General features: G+C 63.8%; 14 protein-coding genes. 9 read left to right on the forward strand and 5 right to left on the reverse strand.

Annotation, left to right across the window (positions count from 1 at the left end):
- Window positions 1–53 precede the first annotated feature (53 nt).
- Entirely contained in the window at window positions 54–1,082 is a 1,029-nt protein-coding gene (locus AZF01_RS13165) for a sodium:calcium antiporter (protein WP_024708194.1), read from the reverse strand.
- 135 nt (window positions 1,083–1,217) lie between these two features.
- Between AZF01_RS13165 and AZF01_RS13170 the strand changes: the two genes are divergently transcribed.
- Complete coding sequence (locus tag AZF01_RS13170; protein ID WP_024708193.1) at window positions 1,218–2,045, forward strand: oxaloacetate decarboxylase; 828 nt, start codon at window positions 1,218–1,220, stop codon at window positions 2,043–2,045.
- 66 nt (window positions 2,046–2,111) lie between these two features.
- Here AZF01_RS13170 and AZF01_RS24045 read toward each other — a convergent pair whose 3' ends face one another.
- Window positions 2,112–2,273, reverse strand: coding sequence for a hypothetical protein (locus tag AZF01_RS24045; RefSeq protein WP_156484735.1), 162 nt, complete (start codon window positions 2,271–2,273; stop codon window positions 2,112–2,114).
- Between the two features lie 236 nt (window positions 2,274–2,509).
- On the opposite strand from AZF01_RS24045, the gene carB reads away from it, so the two are divergent.
- From carB to AZF01_RS13210, 8 genes are all read left to right on the forward strand, one after another.
- Window positions 2,510–5,992 carry a carbamoyl-phosphate synthase large subunit gene (gene carB / locus AZF01_RS13175; protein ID WP_024708192.1) on the forward strand — a complete coding sequence of 1,161 codons (3,483 nt, stop codon included), beginning with the start codon at window positions 2,510–2,512 and terminating at the stop codon, window positions 5,990–5,992.
- Between the two features lie 126 nt (window positions 5,993–6,118).
- On the forward strand, window positions 6,119–6,451 hold the full coding sequence (locus AZF01_RS13180; protein WP_024708191.1) for a helix-turn-helix transcriptional regulator: 333 nt from the start codon (window positions 6,119–6,121) through the stop codon (window positions 6,449–6,451).
- Window positions 6,448–6,903 carry an SRPBCC domain-containing protein gene (locus AZF01_RS13185; RefSeq protein ID WP_024708190.1) on the forward strand — a complete coding sequence of 152 codons (456 nt, stop codon included), beginning with the start codon at window positions 6,448–6,450 and terminating at the stop codon, window positions 6,901–6,903. The genes AZF01_RS13180 and AZF01_RS13185 overlap by 4 nt, the downstream gene beginning before the upstream one ends.
- On the forward strand, window positions 6,900–7,364 hold the full coding sequence (locus tag AZF01_RS13190) for an SRPBCC family protein (RefSeq protein ID WP_024708189.1): 465 nt from the start codon (window positions 6,900–6,902) through the stop codon (window positions 7,362–7,364). The genes AZF01_RS13185 and AZF01_RS13190 overlap by 4 nt, the downstream gene beginning before the upstream one ends.
- Before the next feature lie 157 nt (window positions 7,365–7,521).
- Window positions 7,522–8,298 carry a VOC family protein gene (locus AZF01_RS13195; protein WP_024708188.1) on the forward strand — a complete coding sequence of 259 codons (777 nt, stop codon included), beginning with the start codon at window positions 7,522–7,524 and terminating at the stop codon, window positions 8,296–8,298.
- A 108-nt stretch (window positions 8,299–8,406) separates the two neighbouring features.
- Window positions 8,407–9,939, forward strand: coding sequence for an MFS transporter (locus AZF01_RS13200; protein WP_024708187.1), 1,533 nt, complete (start codon window positions 8,407–8,409; stop codon window positions 9,937–9,939).
- Window positions 9,940–10,232: 293 nt separating this feature from the next.
- Window positions 10,233–10,709 (forward strand): transcription elongation factor GreA, encoded by a 477-nt coding sequence (gene greA, locus AZF01_RS13205; RefSeq protein ID WP_024708186.1) that lies wholly within the window; start codon window positions 10,233–10,235, stop codon window positions 10,707–10,709.
- A gap of 84 nt (window positions 10,710–10,793) precedes the next feature.
- Entirely contained in the window at window positions 10,794–11,633 is an 840-nt protein-coding gene (locus AZF01_RS13210) for a hypothetical protein (protein ID WP_024708185.1), read from the forward strand.
- Between the two features lie 7 nt (window positions 11,634–11,640).
- On the opposite strand, the gene AZF01_RS13215 is transcribed toward AZF01_RS13210, so the two are convergent.
- Genes AZF01_RS13215 through AZF01_RS13225 form a run of 3 tightly spaced genes read right to left on the reverse strand, consistent with a single transcriptional unit; the run spans window position 11,641 to window position 14,494 of the window.
- Entirely contained in the window at window positions 11,641–12,402 is a 762-nt protein-coding gene (locus AZF01_RS13215) for a sulfite exporter TauE/SafE family protein (RefSeq protein WP_024708184.1), read from the reverse strand.
- 48 nt (window positions 12,403–12,450) lie between these two features.
- Complete coding sequence (gene pta / locus AZF01_RS13220) at window positions 12,451–13,455, reverse strand: phosphate acetyltransferase (RefSeq protein ID WP_024708183.1); 1,005 nt, start codon at window positions 13,453–13,455, stop codon at window positions 12,451–12,453.
- A gap of 4 nt (window positions 13,456–13,459) precedes the next feature.
- Window positions 13,460–14,494 (reverse strand): YeiH family protein, encoded by a 1,035-nt coding sequence (locus AZF01_RS13225; RefSeq protein ID WP_024708182.1) that lies wholly within the window; start codon window positions 14,492–14,494, stop codon window positions 13,460–13,462.
- Between the last annotated feature and the right edge of the window lie 34 nt (window positions 14,495–14,528).

Consider the following 14,528-nt stretch of genomic DNA (forward strand, 5'->3'; position numbering starts at 1 on the left):
TACGCAGGAGCGAACCATGCGGATCGCCGCCCGCATTCAAGAACGCTCAGGCGTCAGGAAACGGTCAGCGCCACCGCCCCCGCATAAAGGGCAAGAATGCCGGCGCTCTCGAAGCCGATCCGACCCGGCCCCGCCTTCTGCCGCACGATCAGGCCGAGCAGCAGGATCGCCGTGGCCGAGAGGCCGACAGAAAGCCAGATCAGGTCATCCTTGCTGATGGCGTGATAAAGCGAGCCGTCGCGATAGGCGACATCGGAAAGCGTCAGGAACAGCGTATCGAAGGTGTTGCCGCCGATAATGCCGCCGACGGCAAGCTGCAGCGCCCCGCGGCGGACGGCGGCAAGGGTCGTCACGAGTTCCGGCAGCGAGGTGACCACCGCCGTCATCAGCGCGCCGACGACCGAGGCGGAAATGCCGTATCGGTCCGTCAGCACGCCGGCAACGCCAGAGATGGCGTAGCCGGCAATGCCCATCAGCAGCATCAGCGCGCCGAAAACGGCGAAGATCGTGACATTGCCGCGCGCATCCTGCTTGTCCTCGTCCGGCGTGTCGGTGCGGGTCTCGCGTGTGCCGACCGGCCGCCACATCGGGTCGTCCCGCACCCGCTTGGAAGCGACGACGCCGGCGATATAGATACCGAACAGGATGAGCGAAAACGGGCTGACCGCGAAAAAGGAAATATCGGGCGAGACATAGGCGATCAGCGGGATGGACAGCAGCAGCACCAGAAGCGCGCCCTGGAAGAGATTGGAAAGGTCGGCCGCCGCATGTTCCAGATTGACGCGGCGATAGATCATGTCGGCGAGCGCCAGAAAGGCCGTCTGCGCGGCAATGCCGCCCACGGCGTTGGAAAAGCTGAGTGACGCCCTGCCCTCGAACGCTGTCGTGACCGACACCACCGTGCCGGACAGCGAGGTGGCCGCCCCCAGGAGCAGGCCCCCGATCAGCGCCTCGCCGAGGCCGGTGCGGTCGGCGATGCGGTCGGCCACATCGGTGATCCTCACGCCGCATGCGAGGATAATGAGACCGGCGCCGGCGAAGATCGCCACCAGCCAGACGAGCGACAGGTTTTCAAAATTCATTCTGCTCTCCGTGTTGTTCAGGCAACGCGCCAGCCGGACCTTTGTTCAATCCGGCAAACGAACAGGCTGGCCGCGCTTGCCCTGCCGCGCGACATCGATTATCGTTCCCTTTATGTTCCGGAAAGGTGTGAAATCATGACCTCTCAGACCGAAAAATATGCGGCGTTCAAAGCCTTGCATGAAGCGGAGGGCGCATTCGTCATGCCGAACCCGTGGGACGCGGGAAGCGCGAAGATGCTTGCCAATCTGGGCTTCGGCGCTCTGGCGACGACCAGCGCGGGGCTTGCCTTTTCGCTTGGAAAACGCGACTCGGCTGCGGCGCTGACGCGCGGGGAGGTTCTTGAAAACGCCCGCGCCATTGTCGAGGCAACAGACCTGCCGGTATCCGCCGATCTGGAGAACGGCTTTGGCGACCTGCCGGAGGATTGCGTGAAAACCGTCAGGCTTGCCGCCGCGACGGGTCTTGCGGGGGGCTCGATCGAGGACGCGACAGGCCGGAGCGACGACCCGATCTACGCTTTCGAGCCGGCCGTCGAGCGCGTGCGCGCAGCCGCCGAAGCCGTCAGGGATCTGCCCTTTCTGCTGACCGCACGCGCGGAGAATTTTCTGTGGGGACGGCCTGACCTCGACGATACCATCAGACGATTGCAGGCTTTCGAACGGGCCGGCGCCGACGTGCTCTATGCGCCCGGGCTTCCCGATCTCGATGCCATCAAGACAGTCTGCGACGCGGTGAGCAGGCCGGTAAATGTCGTCATGGGGCTCAGCGGCCCGGTCTTTTCGGTCGACGCATTGTCGCGGGCCGGCGTCCGTCGCGTCAGCGTCGGCGGCTCCTTTGCGCGGGCGGCACTCGGCGCGCTCCGGCAGGCGGCCGAGGAAGTGCTGAACAAAGGAACCTTCACCTATAGCCGTTCGGCGTTGCCGGACACCGAGGCCGCGCGCCTGACGGCGGATCGACGCTGACCCTGCCATGGGGTCGGCAGACAGGCGCCTCGCTCTATTTGCGGCACAGGCGTTTCCCGCCGTGGCTCATCGCCGGGCGGACAGCCCCCGGCGATCGTGAGCGGAGGGCTTGCGTTGCAAATAGGCCGGCGCGGCGGAAAGCCGACCGCCCACCATCCGATAGAGAATCGTCAGCCCGGCGGCGGCGAACACGGTCTGAAAAGCGAAAAGCGGCAGATATTCAAACATTGTTAACTCCCCGTTTGAGAGCATAACGCAACATGTGAGGAAAAGGTTCACATCCGGCCTGACGATTATCATCAAGACATTGCCGTTGACGGCTGTGTGATCGCGTCATTTTCGGGGTTCCGTTCGCCCCGCAACTTCCCTATAAGGCCCTCCTAGCCTAAACCTTCTGACGTCCCGCACCCGGCCCGGTTTTCCGTGTCGGTTTTTGATGCAGAATAAAACGACGGATACCGCCCATGCCCAAGCGCCAAGACCTCAAATCCATCCTCATCATCGGCGCGGGGCCGATCGTCATCGGCCAGGCATGCGAATTCGACTATTCCGGCGCTCAGGCCTGCAAGGCGCTGAAGGAAGAGGGCTACCGGGTCATTCTGGTCAACTCCAATCCGGCGACGATCATGACCGACCCGGAGCTTGCCGACGCCACCTATGTCGAGCCGATCACCCCGGAAGTCGTCGCCAAGATCATCGCCAAGGAGCGGCCCGACGCGCTGCTGCCGACCATGGGCGGCCAGACCGCGCTCAACACCGCATTGTCGCTCAGGCGCATGGGCGTGCTGGAGCGCTACAATGTCGAGATGATCGGCGCGAAGCCGGATGCCATCGACAAGGCCGAGGACCGCGCGCTGTTTCGCGAGGCGATGGCCAAGATCGGCCTCGAAACGCCGAAGTCCATGCTCGCCAACGCCACCGAGATCAAGGACCAGCACCGTCAGGAGCATGAGGTAAAACGGGCCGAGCTGAAGAAGACGCTTTCGGGCGACGCGCTGGACAACGCTCTCGACGAGTTGGAGAACCAGTGGAACCTCGGCAATACCGACCGCAAGCAGCGCTACATGTCGCATGCGATGGCGATCGCCGCCCAGGCGCTCGACACGATCGGCCTGCCCGCGATTATCCGTCCGTCCTTCACGCTCGGCGGCACGGGCGGCGGCATTGCCTATAATCGCTCCGAGTTCTTCGAGATCGTCGAACGCGGCCTCGATGCCTCGCCGACCACCGAAGTGCTGATCGAGGAATCCGTGCTCGGCTGGAAGGAGTATGAGATGGAAGTGGTCCGCGACAAGGCGGACAACTGCATCATCATCTGCTCGATCGAGAACGTCGACCCGATGGGCGTGCATACCGGCGATTCGATCACCGTCGCCCCGGCGCTCACGCTGACCGACAAGGAATACCAGATCATGCGCAACGCCTCGCTGGCGGTGCTGCGCGAGATCGGGGTCGAGACCGGCGGCTCGAACGTGCAGTTCGCGGTCAATCCGGCCGATGGCCGGCTCGTCGTCATCGAGATGAACCCGCGCGTGTCGCGCTCCTCGGCGCTGGCCTCCAAGGCCACCGGCTTCCCGATCGCCAAGGTCGCGGCCAAGCTTGCCATCGGCTACACGCTTGACGAGCTCGAAAACGACATCACCGGCGGCGCGACGCCCGCCTCGTTCGAGCCCTCTATCGATTATGTCGTCACCAAGATCCCGCGCTTTGCATTCGAAAAATTCCCCGGCGCGGAAAACACGCTGAACACCGCGATGAAATCCGTCGGCGAAGTGATGGCCATTGGCCGCACCTTCCCGGAATCGCTGCAGAAGGCGCTGCGCGGCCTTGAACGCGGCCTGACCGGCCTCGACGAGATCGAAATTCCCGGCATCGAGAACGGCGAGCCGAGCAATGCCATCCGCGCCGCCATCGGCACCGGCACGCCGGACCGGCTGCGCATGGTCGCGCAGGCCATGCGTCTTGGCGTCAGCCAGAGCGAGATCCACGAACATTCGAAGATCGACCCGTGGTTCCTGGATCAGCTGCGCGCCATCGTCGACATGGAGGCGCGGGTGCGCGAGCACGGCCTGCCGCAGGATGCCGAAAACCTGCGCATGCTGAAGGCCATGGGCTTTTCCGACCAGCGGCTGGCAAGCCTCACCCATGGCCGGCCCAAGGAAGTCGCCCAGTTGCGCAACAAGCTCGGCGTGCGCCCGGTCTACAAGCGCATCGATACCTGCGCCGCCGAGTTCGCCTCGCCGACCGCCTATATGTACTCCACCTACGAGACGCCGTTTGACGGCGAAGCCCGCTCGGAAGCCGGCATTTCCGATGCAAAAAAGGTCGTCATCCTCGGCGGCGGACCGAACCGCATCGGCCAGGGCATCGAGTTCGACTATTGCTGCTGCCATGCCGCCTTCGCGCTGAAGGAGGCCGGCTATGAGTCGATCATGGTCAACTGCAACCCGGAAACGGTCTCGACCGACTACGACACGTCCGACCGGCTCTATTTCGAGCCGCTGACAGCCGAAGACGTGATCGAGATCATGCGCGCGGAACAGGAAAAGGGCACGCTTGCCGGCGTCATCGTCCAGTTCGGCGGCCAGACGCCGCTGAAGCTGGCGGAAGCGCTGGAAAAGAACGGCATCCCGATCCTCGGCACCGCGCCGGACATGATCGACCTTGCCGAGGACCGCGACCGGTTCCAGAAGCTCCTGATCAAGCTCGACCTCAACCAGCCGAACAACGGCATCGCCTATTCGGTCGAGCAGGCCCGCCTCGTCGCCGCCGAGATCGGTTACCCGCTGGTGGTGCGCCCCTCCTATGTGCTTGGCGGTCGCGCCATGGAGATCGTCCACAACGAGGGCGGGCTTTCGCACTACCTCTTGGAAGTGGTGCCGGAACTCGTCACCGAGGACATCAAGCAGCGCTACCCGAACGACAAGACTGGGCAGATCAACACCATGCTCGGCAAGAACCCGCTTCTGTTCGACAGCTACCTGACCAACGCCACCGAAGTGGACGTCGACTGCCTTTGCGATGGCGAGGATGTCTTCATCGCCGGCATCATGGAGCATATCGAGGAGGCCGGTATCCATTCGGGCGACAGCGCCTGCTCGCTGCCGCCGCATTCGCTTTCGCCGGAGGTGCTGGACGAGCTCGAGGAACAGTCCCGCGCCCTTGCGCTCGCGCTCAACGTCAAGGGCCTGATGAACGTGCAGTTCGCCATCAAGGACGGCACGGTCTATATCCTCGAAGTGAACCCGCGCGCCTCGCGCACCGTGCCCTTCGTCGCCAAAACCATCGGCGCGCCGATCGCCAAGATCGCCGCCCGCGTGATGGCCGGCGAAAGGCTGAACGATGTGATCGCGTCCTATGGCGAGCGCCCCAACCCGCGCAAGCTGAACCATATCGCGGTCAAGGAAGCGGTCTTCCCCTTCGCCAAGTTCCCCGGCGTCGACACGCTGCTCGGCCCGGAAATGCGCTCGACCGGCGAGGTCATCGGCCTCGACAAGGACTTCGCGATTGCCTTCGCCAAGTCGCAGCTCGGCGCCAGCGTCGACCTGCCGCGCGATGGCTGCGTCTTCGTTTCGGTCAAGTCGGAAGACAAGGAGCGCGTGCTGCCCGCCGTCAGGCTTCTCGTGGAACAGGGTTTCACCGTGATGGCGACCGGCGGCACCCGCGACTTCCTGGAGGAAAACGGCATTTCCGCCACCAAGATCAACAAGGTGCGCGAGGGCCGTCCGCATATCGAGGATGCGATCCGCAACCGTCAGGTCCAGCTGGTGTTCAACACCACCAGCAACGACAAGACGATCTCGGATTCGAAGTCGCTCCGCCGCGCCGCACTCACCCAGAAGGTGCCCTACTACACCACCATGTCCGGCGCGCTTGCCGCCGCGCAGGCGATCAAGGCGCTGAAACAGGGCCAGCTCGAAGTGCGGCCGCTGCAAAGCTACGCCTGAACCGTATCGGACTGAGACACCTTATGAAGGGCAGGCCCGGCGCCTGCCCTTTTCTTTGGGCTTGACGCAAAGGTTTTCCTTCTTTATTTATCCGATAGGTTAATTAACCGATGGGATAAACACAAGATGTCCGATCCGCTGACCCAGACGCTCTCCGCCCTCGCCGATCCGACACGCCGCGCGATCCTGGCCCGGCTGTCCAGGGGCGAAGCGACGGTGAATGAACTGGCTGAACCGTTCGCGATGTCGCTGCCGGCGGTCTCCAAGCATCTGAAGGTGCTGGAGCGCGCCGGGCTGATCTCCCGCGGTCGCGAGGCGCAGACCCGTCCCTGCCGGATCGAGCCCGAGACGCTGAAGGCGGTCGATGGCTGGCTTTCGGACTACCGGGCGCTGTGGGAACAGCGGTTCGACCGGCTGGAAGCCCATCTCGCGAAAATCCAGAAGGAGGAAATGCCATGAGCGAGGAAAAGCCCAACGCAAGCCTCGAAATCCACAACGAAAGACGCTTTCCGCAGGACCGCGATACGCTGTTCTCCGCGGTGGCCGATCCCAAAAAGCTCGCGCGATGGTGGGGGCCGCACGGGTTCGAAAACCGCATCACGGCGTTCGATTTTCGCCCCGGCGGACGCTGGCGGATCGTCATGACCGCCTCGAACGGCGATGAATTCGACAACCACTGGAGTTTTCTCGCGATCGAGGACGGCCGCATGGTCCGCGCCCGCCATCATCTGCCGATGCATGATTTCGTGCTGGAGATGCGGTTCGAGGATCACGCCGGCGGAAGCCGCCTTGTCTGGATAATGGAATTCGAGCCGACCGAGGAAAACCAGGCTATGGCGCACTTTCTGAAGGCCGCCAACGACCAGAATCTCGACCGTCTCGCACAGTTTCTAGAGGGAGAAAACCAATGACCGCAGACCTCGATCCCGCAAGAATCATCCGGCTGGAGCGCGTCATGGACGCCCCGCGCGAACTGGTGTTCAAGGCGCTGTCCGATGAGAAGCACCTCGACCAGTGGTGGGGGCCGGAAGGGTTCGTCAACGAGACCCACGCCATGGACTTTTCCGTCGGCGGGCTGTGGCACTACACGATGCACGGACCCGACGGCAAGGACTGGCCCAACTGGATCCGCTACACGGAGATCACCCCTCCGGCCCGCATTGCCTACGACCATGGCGGCGAACGCGGCGAGCCCGCCCATTTCCGAGGCCTGATCCTGCTCGAGGACGAAGGCGGAAAGACCCGCGTCTCGCTGATCCTGATCTTCGAGACGGCCGAGGCCCGCGATGCGACCGTAGACTTCGGCGCCGTCGATGGCGGGCGGCAGACCCTGGCAAAGCTCGAGCGCTACGTCGCCGGACTGGAGGCGTAGCAGGCGAAACCGGTGCGGCCAGGCCGATCCCGCCGCCGGCCATCTGTCATGAAAACGCTACTCAGTCGTGCGACAAACGGGATTGACGACGATCAATTAGGTTGATATCAACTTAAATAGGCGGCGATTTCCGGAATACCTTCAAAAGGAGAGCGACATGAGCAGCGAATTCGTCTGGTACGAACTTCTGACGACCGATACGGCTGCGGCCGAAGCCTTCTATAAAGACGTTATCGGCTGGAGTGCCCGCGACGGCGGCATGCCCGATTTCAGCTACACGCTCTTTTGCGTTTCCGGCTTTGAGACCTATGCCGCCGGCATGATGGCCCTCAACGAGGAGATGCTGGCCCGCAATGTCCCGCCGAACTGGTCCGGCTATGTCTATGTCGAGGATGTCGACGCCAAGGCCGCCGCGTTTGCCGCCGAGGGCGGGAGCATCAACGTTCCTGCCATGGATATCCCCTCGGTCGGACGCTTCGCCGTGGTCTCAGACCCGCAGGGCGCGGTGATCTGCCTGTTCAACCCCATTATGCCGGAAGGCGGCATGCCGGAGGCGCCGCCGGCGAAAACGCCCGGCACGTTCGGCTGGTGCGAGCTCTACACCAGCGACGCCGAAGCGGCCGTCGCCTTCTACGAAAAAATGTTCGGCTGGAAGGAAACGTCGACGATGGATATGGGCCCGATGGGCAAATACCACCTCTTCGGCCCGGGCGAGGAACCGATCGGCGGCATCATGAAGAAACCGGACGACATGCCGGTTTCGGCATGGGCCTACTACATCTATGTCGACGGTCTGGACGCCGCCATCGAGCGGGTGAAGAACGGCGGCGGACAGCTTCTCAACGGACCGATGGATGTGCCGGACGGCGCCGTGATCGCCCAGTGCCTCGATCCGCAGGGCGCCTATTTCTGCCTGGTCTCCGACAGCCGATAGACCAAAGCCCGCTCCTCCCCGAAATTGAAGAAACACAGGTTGCGCCGGAGACATCTCCGGCGCAAATTCCGTCTGCCGCTGACGCGGCGCAGGTTCGGAGAATACCCCATGACTGAAATGGTCCCCGCAAAAGCCACGCGACGCGAATGGACGGGCCTCGTGGCCCTGTCCGTCGCCTGCCTTGTCTATTCCATGGATCTGTCGGTCCTGTTCCTCGCCATTCCCTCGATCGTGCGCGAGCTGGAGCCGTCGGCCACGGAACTGCTCTGGATGAATGACATCTACGGCTTCATGGTCGCGGGTTTTCTCGTCACCATGGGCGGGCTCGGCGACCGGATCGGCCGACGCAGGCTGCTGGTCCTGGGGGCCGCCGCCTTCGCCGCCGCTTCCGCCTTTGCCGCCTTTGCCCAGAGCGCGGGCATGCTGGTCTTCGCCCGCGCGCTTCTGGGGATCGCCGGCGCCACCATCGCGCCCTCGACGCTTTCCCTGATCATGAACATGTTCCGCGACGAGGGCGAACGCAACCGCGCCATCGGCGTCTGGGGCACAGCCTTCGCGCTCGGCGGCCTTGTAGGGCCGTTGATCGGCGGCGTCCTGCTGCATTTCTTCCACTGGGGATCGGTGTTTCTCATCAATGTGCCGATCATGGCGCTGCTGATTGCCTGCGCGCCCTTCCTGCTGCCGGAATACCGCTCCGGCGAGAGCCCGCGGCTGGACCTAGCCAGCGTCGTCCTCTCGCTTGCGACAGTTCTGCCGGTGATCTACGGCTTCAAGCACATGGCAATCTACGGCTTCGACGCGCCCTACCTTCTGCCGGTGGCCGCGGGGCTGATGTTCGGAGCGTTCTTCGTCAGGCGCCAGCGCGGACTTGCCGAGCCGCTGGTGGACCTGGCGCTGTTCCGCGCGCCGGCCTTCACCGTCTCGATGCTCGTCAATCTTTGCGGCGTGTTCTTCATCTTCGCCCTGTTCCTGATGCAGACTCAGTTCTTCCAGCTCGTGATCGGCCTGACGCCGCTTGAGGCGGCGCTCTGGGCCGCGATTCCCGGCCTGTTCTACACGGTCATGTCGCTTCAGGCCTATCGCGTCACCAATCATTTCGGACCGGTGAGAACGGTCCTCGGCGGCCTTGTGATCTTTGCGGCCGGCGCCGCGCTGATGGGATTTGCCGCCTATGCGGAAAGCCTTGCGGGCGTTCTTCTCGCCAATGCCGTTCTCGGCGCGGGGTTCATTCCGGTGATGCTGACGACGACGGGCCTCATCGTCGGCTCCGCCCCGCCCGAGCGCGGCGGCGTGGCCTCGGCCATGTCGGAAACCAGCGCGGAACTCGGCGGCGCGCTCGGCGTCGGCATTCTGGGCAGCCTGGCGACGATGGTCTACCGGCTCGATATGGCAAGGGCCGATCTTTCGGACCTTCCCGCCGAAATCGCGGCGGCGGCCGGCCAGACGCTTGCCGGCGCCGTCGACGGCGCCCGGGAGCTCGGATTGTCCGCTCCGCTCTGGCTTGCCACCGCCCGCTCCGCATTCAGCCTGAGTTTCGCGGTCTGCTCGGGCGTCGCCGCCGTCGCCCTCGTTCTCCTCGCACTCGCCGCGCAACGTATCTACGGCAGGCACGAGCCCCGGGTCGAAGCGACCGGCCACTGACCGTCTTGCAGGACGAAAATGCGACCCACGGATGCATGCACGCGTTTTGTCGCGCTTTCGATTTATCTGGAAATGGCGACCGCCCATCTGCTATAACGCGGATCAGGTTTGAAACTGGTTCCGGGGTCAACGCTCCGGAACCTGTTTCTTTTTCTGTGGCAAAACGGCCTGGGACTTCCTAAGTGGAGGGCTGTTTGTCTCACGACAGAACGCATGAACTGAAGAGGCGGCGGCGCGAAAAGGCCTCCCATCGGGCCCGCCCGCCGCTTTGCCAATGACCGAAGGACAAGAATATGGTCGAAAAAGTACCGATGACCAAGGCCGGCGCGGAGAAGCTGAAGGAAGAGCTTCGCTGGCGCCAGCAGGAGGAACGTCCGCGCATCATTCAGGCGATCTCGGAAGCGCGCGCCCATGGCGACCTGTCCGAAAACGCCGAATATCATGCCGCCAAGGAGGCCCAGAGCTACAATGAGGGCCGCATCAGCGAGCTTGAGGACGTGACCACCCGCGCCGAAGTCGTGGATCCGGCCAAGATGACCGGCGACAAGGTCCGGTTCGGCGCGACGGTGAAGCTTGTCGACGAGGACACGGAAGAAGAAAAGATATACCAGATCGTCGGCGACCAGGAAGCCGATGTGAAGTCGGGCAGGATTTCGATCTCGTCTCCGATCTCGCGCGCGCTCATCGGCAAGGAAGTCGGCGATTCGATCGAGGTCAACGCGCCGGGCGGTTCCCGCGCCTACGAAGTTCTCGAAATCCTGTGGCGTTGAGGCTGGCGGGAAGGCCATGCGCCATGCCCGCCAAACAGCCCATCCCCTGCCCGCGCCGGACGCTTCTCATCGGACGCCGATACCATGTCTTCTCTTTCGAACAGACCCGATGACGGGCTTCCGGAAGTCGGCCTTTCCGTCCTCACCTGGAAATCGCCGAAAACGCTGGAGCGCACCCTTCGTTCTCTCGGCCCGGTAAGCGATCTCTTCGCCGAGCGGAAGGTCGTCTGCCAGGAAGGCAGCCCAGAAGAGATGGAAATCGCCCGGGCCTTCGGGTTCGAGCCGGTCGCCACCGAGCATAATCTCGGCATCCAGGAGGGGCTCGCCCGTTGCGGGGAGGTTTTGTCCACCGAGCGCATCGTCATCGTCGAGGGTGACAACACGCTCGTCGGGAAAGACGGCGTGCGCGACCTGATGATCCGTGCATTCCTGCTCTTTGATGCGCACGAGATGACCGCCTTCCAGCTCTCGGGGCGCAATCACACGCTTTCCAGCCGGTTCCTGCGCTACTGGAAACCGGATGAACCGCTGAGGAAAACGCTGCGCGGCGTTCTGCGGCCGGGCGCGGCGCGGTTTCGCGTGCATGAATCCTTCGCCATGCCGACGACCCCCGCAAATGGCAACCGATACATCACCAGGCTCGAAGACGAGCTCTACCTGACCCGGTCCGACTGCATCAGCTGGTCGAACCGCCCGTTCCTGACGAGCCGCGCGTTCTTTCTCGGCCCGCTGATGACGTTCGCCCGCCAGAACCCCGGCAAGAAGCGGGTCAACGGCTTGGCCGACCTGGAGCACCCGATCAACTGCCCGGCCAACCGCAAATGGTGGCGCGGCCTGCATGCGAAGATCGGCGTTGCCTATCCCGGCCTGTTTGAACACGGCCGGCTCGAGCGGCCCGACGCCGACGAGAAGACGGAATTGTAGAACGCGCCTACCCGCCAAACCCTCCGTAGAGCCCGAGCGCGATGCTGAAGAGCGCCGAAAACTCCATGGCGGCAAGGGCAAGCACGCGATAGCCGTCATCCGAGCCGCGGCGGAAACAGGCCGCCCCAAGGGCCGATCCGGCGTAACAAACGGGCGAGGAAATCAATCCGAGCAGGATGATATCGAGGTTGAGCGTGCCGCGCGCGGCCGCCGTCAGCAGCGCGAACACCGCCATGATCGCAAACAGCAGGATCATCGAGGCCCGTTTTTCGCGCGGTGAGATCTTGCGGGCGAGGAAATAGGCGACCACCGGTGGTCCAGGCGCGGCCGCAAGTCCGCCGAAAAGGCCCGAAAGGAAACCGACCAAAGCGGTCGAGACCATCCCCATGTCGGACTTCAGCGAGAACCTGAAGAACAGGACGAGCGCGGCCGCGCCGGCAATCGCGCCGATGATGATCTGCGCCATGTAAAGCGGCACGAAGCCGATGGCGATGAGCCCGATCGGCGTGCCGAGAAAGGCGGCGACGGCCAGAAGGAACACCGCCCTGCGATCGGCAAAGCCCAGGCACTCCCGCATGTCGAAGCTGCTGAGCACGATCTGGACCACCATCAGCGCCAGGATGGCGCTTTGCGGCGGCACCAGAAGAATGAGCAGCGGCATGGCAACCAGCGCCATGCCGAAACCGGCAAAGCCGCGAAAGAAGGCGCCGACCGAAAGGATCAACGCAAACCCGATATAAACGGGCAGGGAAAAGGCAAGTTCAGGCATCTGCCCGCCCGGGCCGCAGCCGCCGCCGGCTTCCGTTGCCCGCCATCCTCATAGATGCGCGTCCACCTGGCAGGCCGTCACCGCGATCATGTCCAGCACATCCTCGGCCGAGCAGCCGCGCGAAAGATCGTTCGCGGGCTTCGCCAGCCCCTGAAGCACCGGGCCGACGGCAGTGGCGCCGCCGATCCGCTCGGCGATCTTGTAGCCGATATTGCCGGCTTCGAGATTGGGAAAGATGAAGATGTTGGCATCGCCGCCGAGCGGTTCGCCCGCGCCCTTGGCGCTGGCGATCTCCGGCACGAAGGCAGCGTCAAACTGGATCGGCCCGTCGACCAGGAGATCGGGACGGTTGAGCTTCAGGAGCTTGACGGCCGCCTCGACTTTCTCGACGGAAGGATGCGAAGCGCTGCCCCGCGTTGCAAAGGAGAGCATCGCGATCTTCGGCGTCTCCCCGGTCAACACATCGAAGGAATGGGCGGCCGCGATCGCGATCTTGCTCAGCTCGCCCGGGTTGGGGTCGATCACGAGGGCGGGGTCGCAGAAGATGAAGGCGCCCTTCTTCGGGTGGTGCTCCGCCTCCATCAGCATCAGGAAAAAGCTGGAGACCAGACGCGTGCCGGGCGCAGGTCCGATCACCTGGATTGCCGTGCGCACCATGTCAGCCGTCGCATGATGGGCGCCGCCGACCGTGCCATCGGCATGGCCGGCCTTGACCATCAGCGCGGCGAACACATGCGGTTCGCGCGCGATCCGCGCCGCATCCTCCTCGGTAATGCCCTTGTGCTTGCGCAGCCTGAAATAGAGCGCGATCAGTTCGGACAGAAGCGGGGAATTCTGCGGGTCCTCGGTCTCGATCGCCGCCGGCAGCGTGAGGCCCAGCTGTTGACAGCGCGCGGCGATCTTCTCGCGGTTGCCGACAAGAGCAATCCGCGCAAGCCCCCTCTCGACCGCCTTGCAGGCCGCCTCCAGAATGCGCGGATCGTCGGCTTCGGGAAGCACGATCTTCTTGTCGAGCCGCTTTGCCGCGGCCATGATCTTTTCAAGCGGTTTCATGCGTTCACCTCACGATTACGATTGTGCCCACCAGCACGATCGCGCCGATGAACAGGGTTTCCAGAACGATGAGCAGGATGGCCTGACCGCCGACCTGCAGCATGCTTTTGAGCGAGGTCTTCATGCCCACCGCCGCGACGGCGAAGAGCAGCGCCCAGCGGGAAATCTCGGCAAGCAGGCGACCGAGCGCTTCGGGCACGAGCCCGAACGTATTCGCCGCCGCCAGCACCAGAAAGGCGATCACGAAGAGGGGCAGAAGCGGCGGACGGCCCGCCTCCGACACGTCTCCCGACATCTGTTTGCGGATGACGAGCGAGAGCACGAGAATGACCGGCGCCAGCATCGTCACCCGGATCAGCTTCACCAGCGTCGCCATCTCGCCGGCGGGAACCGAGACGGAAAATCCGGCGCCGACGACCTGCGCGACATCGTGGATCGTGCCGCCGAGAAAGGTGCCCGACTGAAGATCGGTGAAGGCGAGCATGCTCGTCAGGATCGGATAGAAGATCATCGCGATCGTGCTCAGGATCGTGACCCCCATGACGACGAAGATCAGATTGCGCTCCGAATCCTCGTCCTTGGGCAGGACCGCGGCAATCGCCATGGCGGCAGAGGCGCCGCAGATTGCCACCGAGCCGCCGGAAAGCGCGCCGAAATGCCAGCTTCTGCCCATCAGTCGCGCCACCGCGACTCCGAAAAGGATGGTGCCGGCCACCGCCAGAACCAGAAGCAGGACCATCTGCCAGCCGAGCCCGATCAGCATGTCGGCGCTGATGCGCGCGCCCAAGATGGCGACGCCGAAGCGCAGCACCTTCTTCGCCGTCAGATCAATGCCGGCCGCCATGCGCTGATCCTCGGTGAGAAAGTGAAAGGCGATGCCGATCAGAAGCGCCATCAGCATGGCCGGCGCGCCGTAATGTTCCGCGAGGAACTGTGCTGCGGTCGCAATCAGCGCGCAGACCAGCAGCCCGTATTTGTTGATATCGAAAAACCTGCGGACACGAGTGAGCGTGCCGGCAGCCGGGCCATCATCGGCCATGCTCTTCCCTCCCCCGGAAGATTCAGGAAGGGCC

It is taken from the genome of Martelella sp. AD-3 (genome assembly GCF_001578105.1).
Taxonomy (GTDB): Bacteria; Pseudomonadota; Alphaproteobacteria; order Rhizobiales; family Rhizobiaceae; genus Martelella.

Bases quoted from the DNA above. Each gene is read 5' to 3' on its own strand.
- pta (WP_024708183.1), bottom strand. From the start codon at position 13,455: ATGAAACCGCTTGAAAAGATCATGGCCGCGGCAAAGCGGCTCGACAAG.
- AZF01_RS13170 (WP_024708193.1), top strand. From the start codon at position 1,218: ATGACCTCTCAGACCGAAAAATATGCGGCGTTCAAAGCCTTGCATGAA.
- AZF01_RS13215 (WP_024708184.1), bottom strand. From the start codon at position 12,402: ATGCCTGAACTTGCCTTTTCCCTGCCCGTTTATATCGGGTTTGCGTTG.
- AZF01_RS13210 (WP_024708185.1), top strand. From the start codon at position 10,794: ATGTCTTCTCTTTCGAACAGACCCGATGACGGGCTTCCGGAAGTCGGC.
- AZF01_RS13225 (WP_024708182.1), bottom strand. From the start codon at position 14,494: ATGGCCGATGATGGCCCGGCTGCCGGCACGCTCACTCGTGTCCGCAGG.
- AZF01_RS24045 (WP_156484735.1), bottom strand. From the start codon at position 2,273: ATGTTTGAATATCTGCCGCTTTTCGCTTTTCAGACCGTGTTCGCCGCC.
- greA (WP_024708186.1), top strand. From the start codon at position 10,233: ATGGTCGAAAAAGTACCGATGACCAAGGCCGGCGCGGAGAAGCTGAAG.
- AZF01_RS13185 (WP_024708190.1), top strand. From the start codon at position 6,448: ATGAGCGAGGAAAAGCCCAACGCAAGCCTCGAAATCCACAACGAAAGA.
- AZF01_RS13180 (WP_024708191.1), top strand. From the start codon at position 6,119: ATGTCCGATCCGCTGACCCAGACGCTCTCCGCCCTCGCCGATCCGACA.
- AZF01_RS13190 (WP_024708189.1), top strand. From the start codon at position 6,900: ATGACCGCAGACCTCGATCCCGCAAGAATCATCCGGCTGGAGCGCGTC.
- carB (WP_024708192.1), top strand. From the start codon at position 2,510: ATGCCCAAGCGCCAAGACCTCAAATCCATCCTCATCATCGGCGCGGGG.
- AZF01_RS13200 (WP_024708187.1), top strand. From the start codon at position 8,407: ATGACTGAAATGGTCCCCGCAAAAGCCACGCGACGCGAATGGACGGGC.
- AZF01_RS13165 (WP_024708194.1), bottom strand. From the start codon at position 1,082: ATGAATTTTGAAAACCTGTCGCTCGTCTGGCTGGTGGCGATCTTCGCC.
- AZF01_RS13195 (WP_024708188.1), top strand. From the start codon at position 7,522: ATGAGCAGCGAATTCGTCTGGTACGAACTTCTGACGACCGATACGGCT.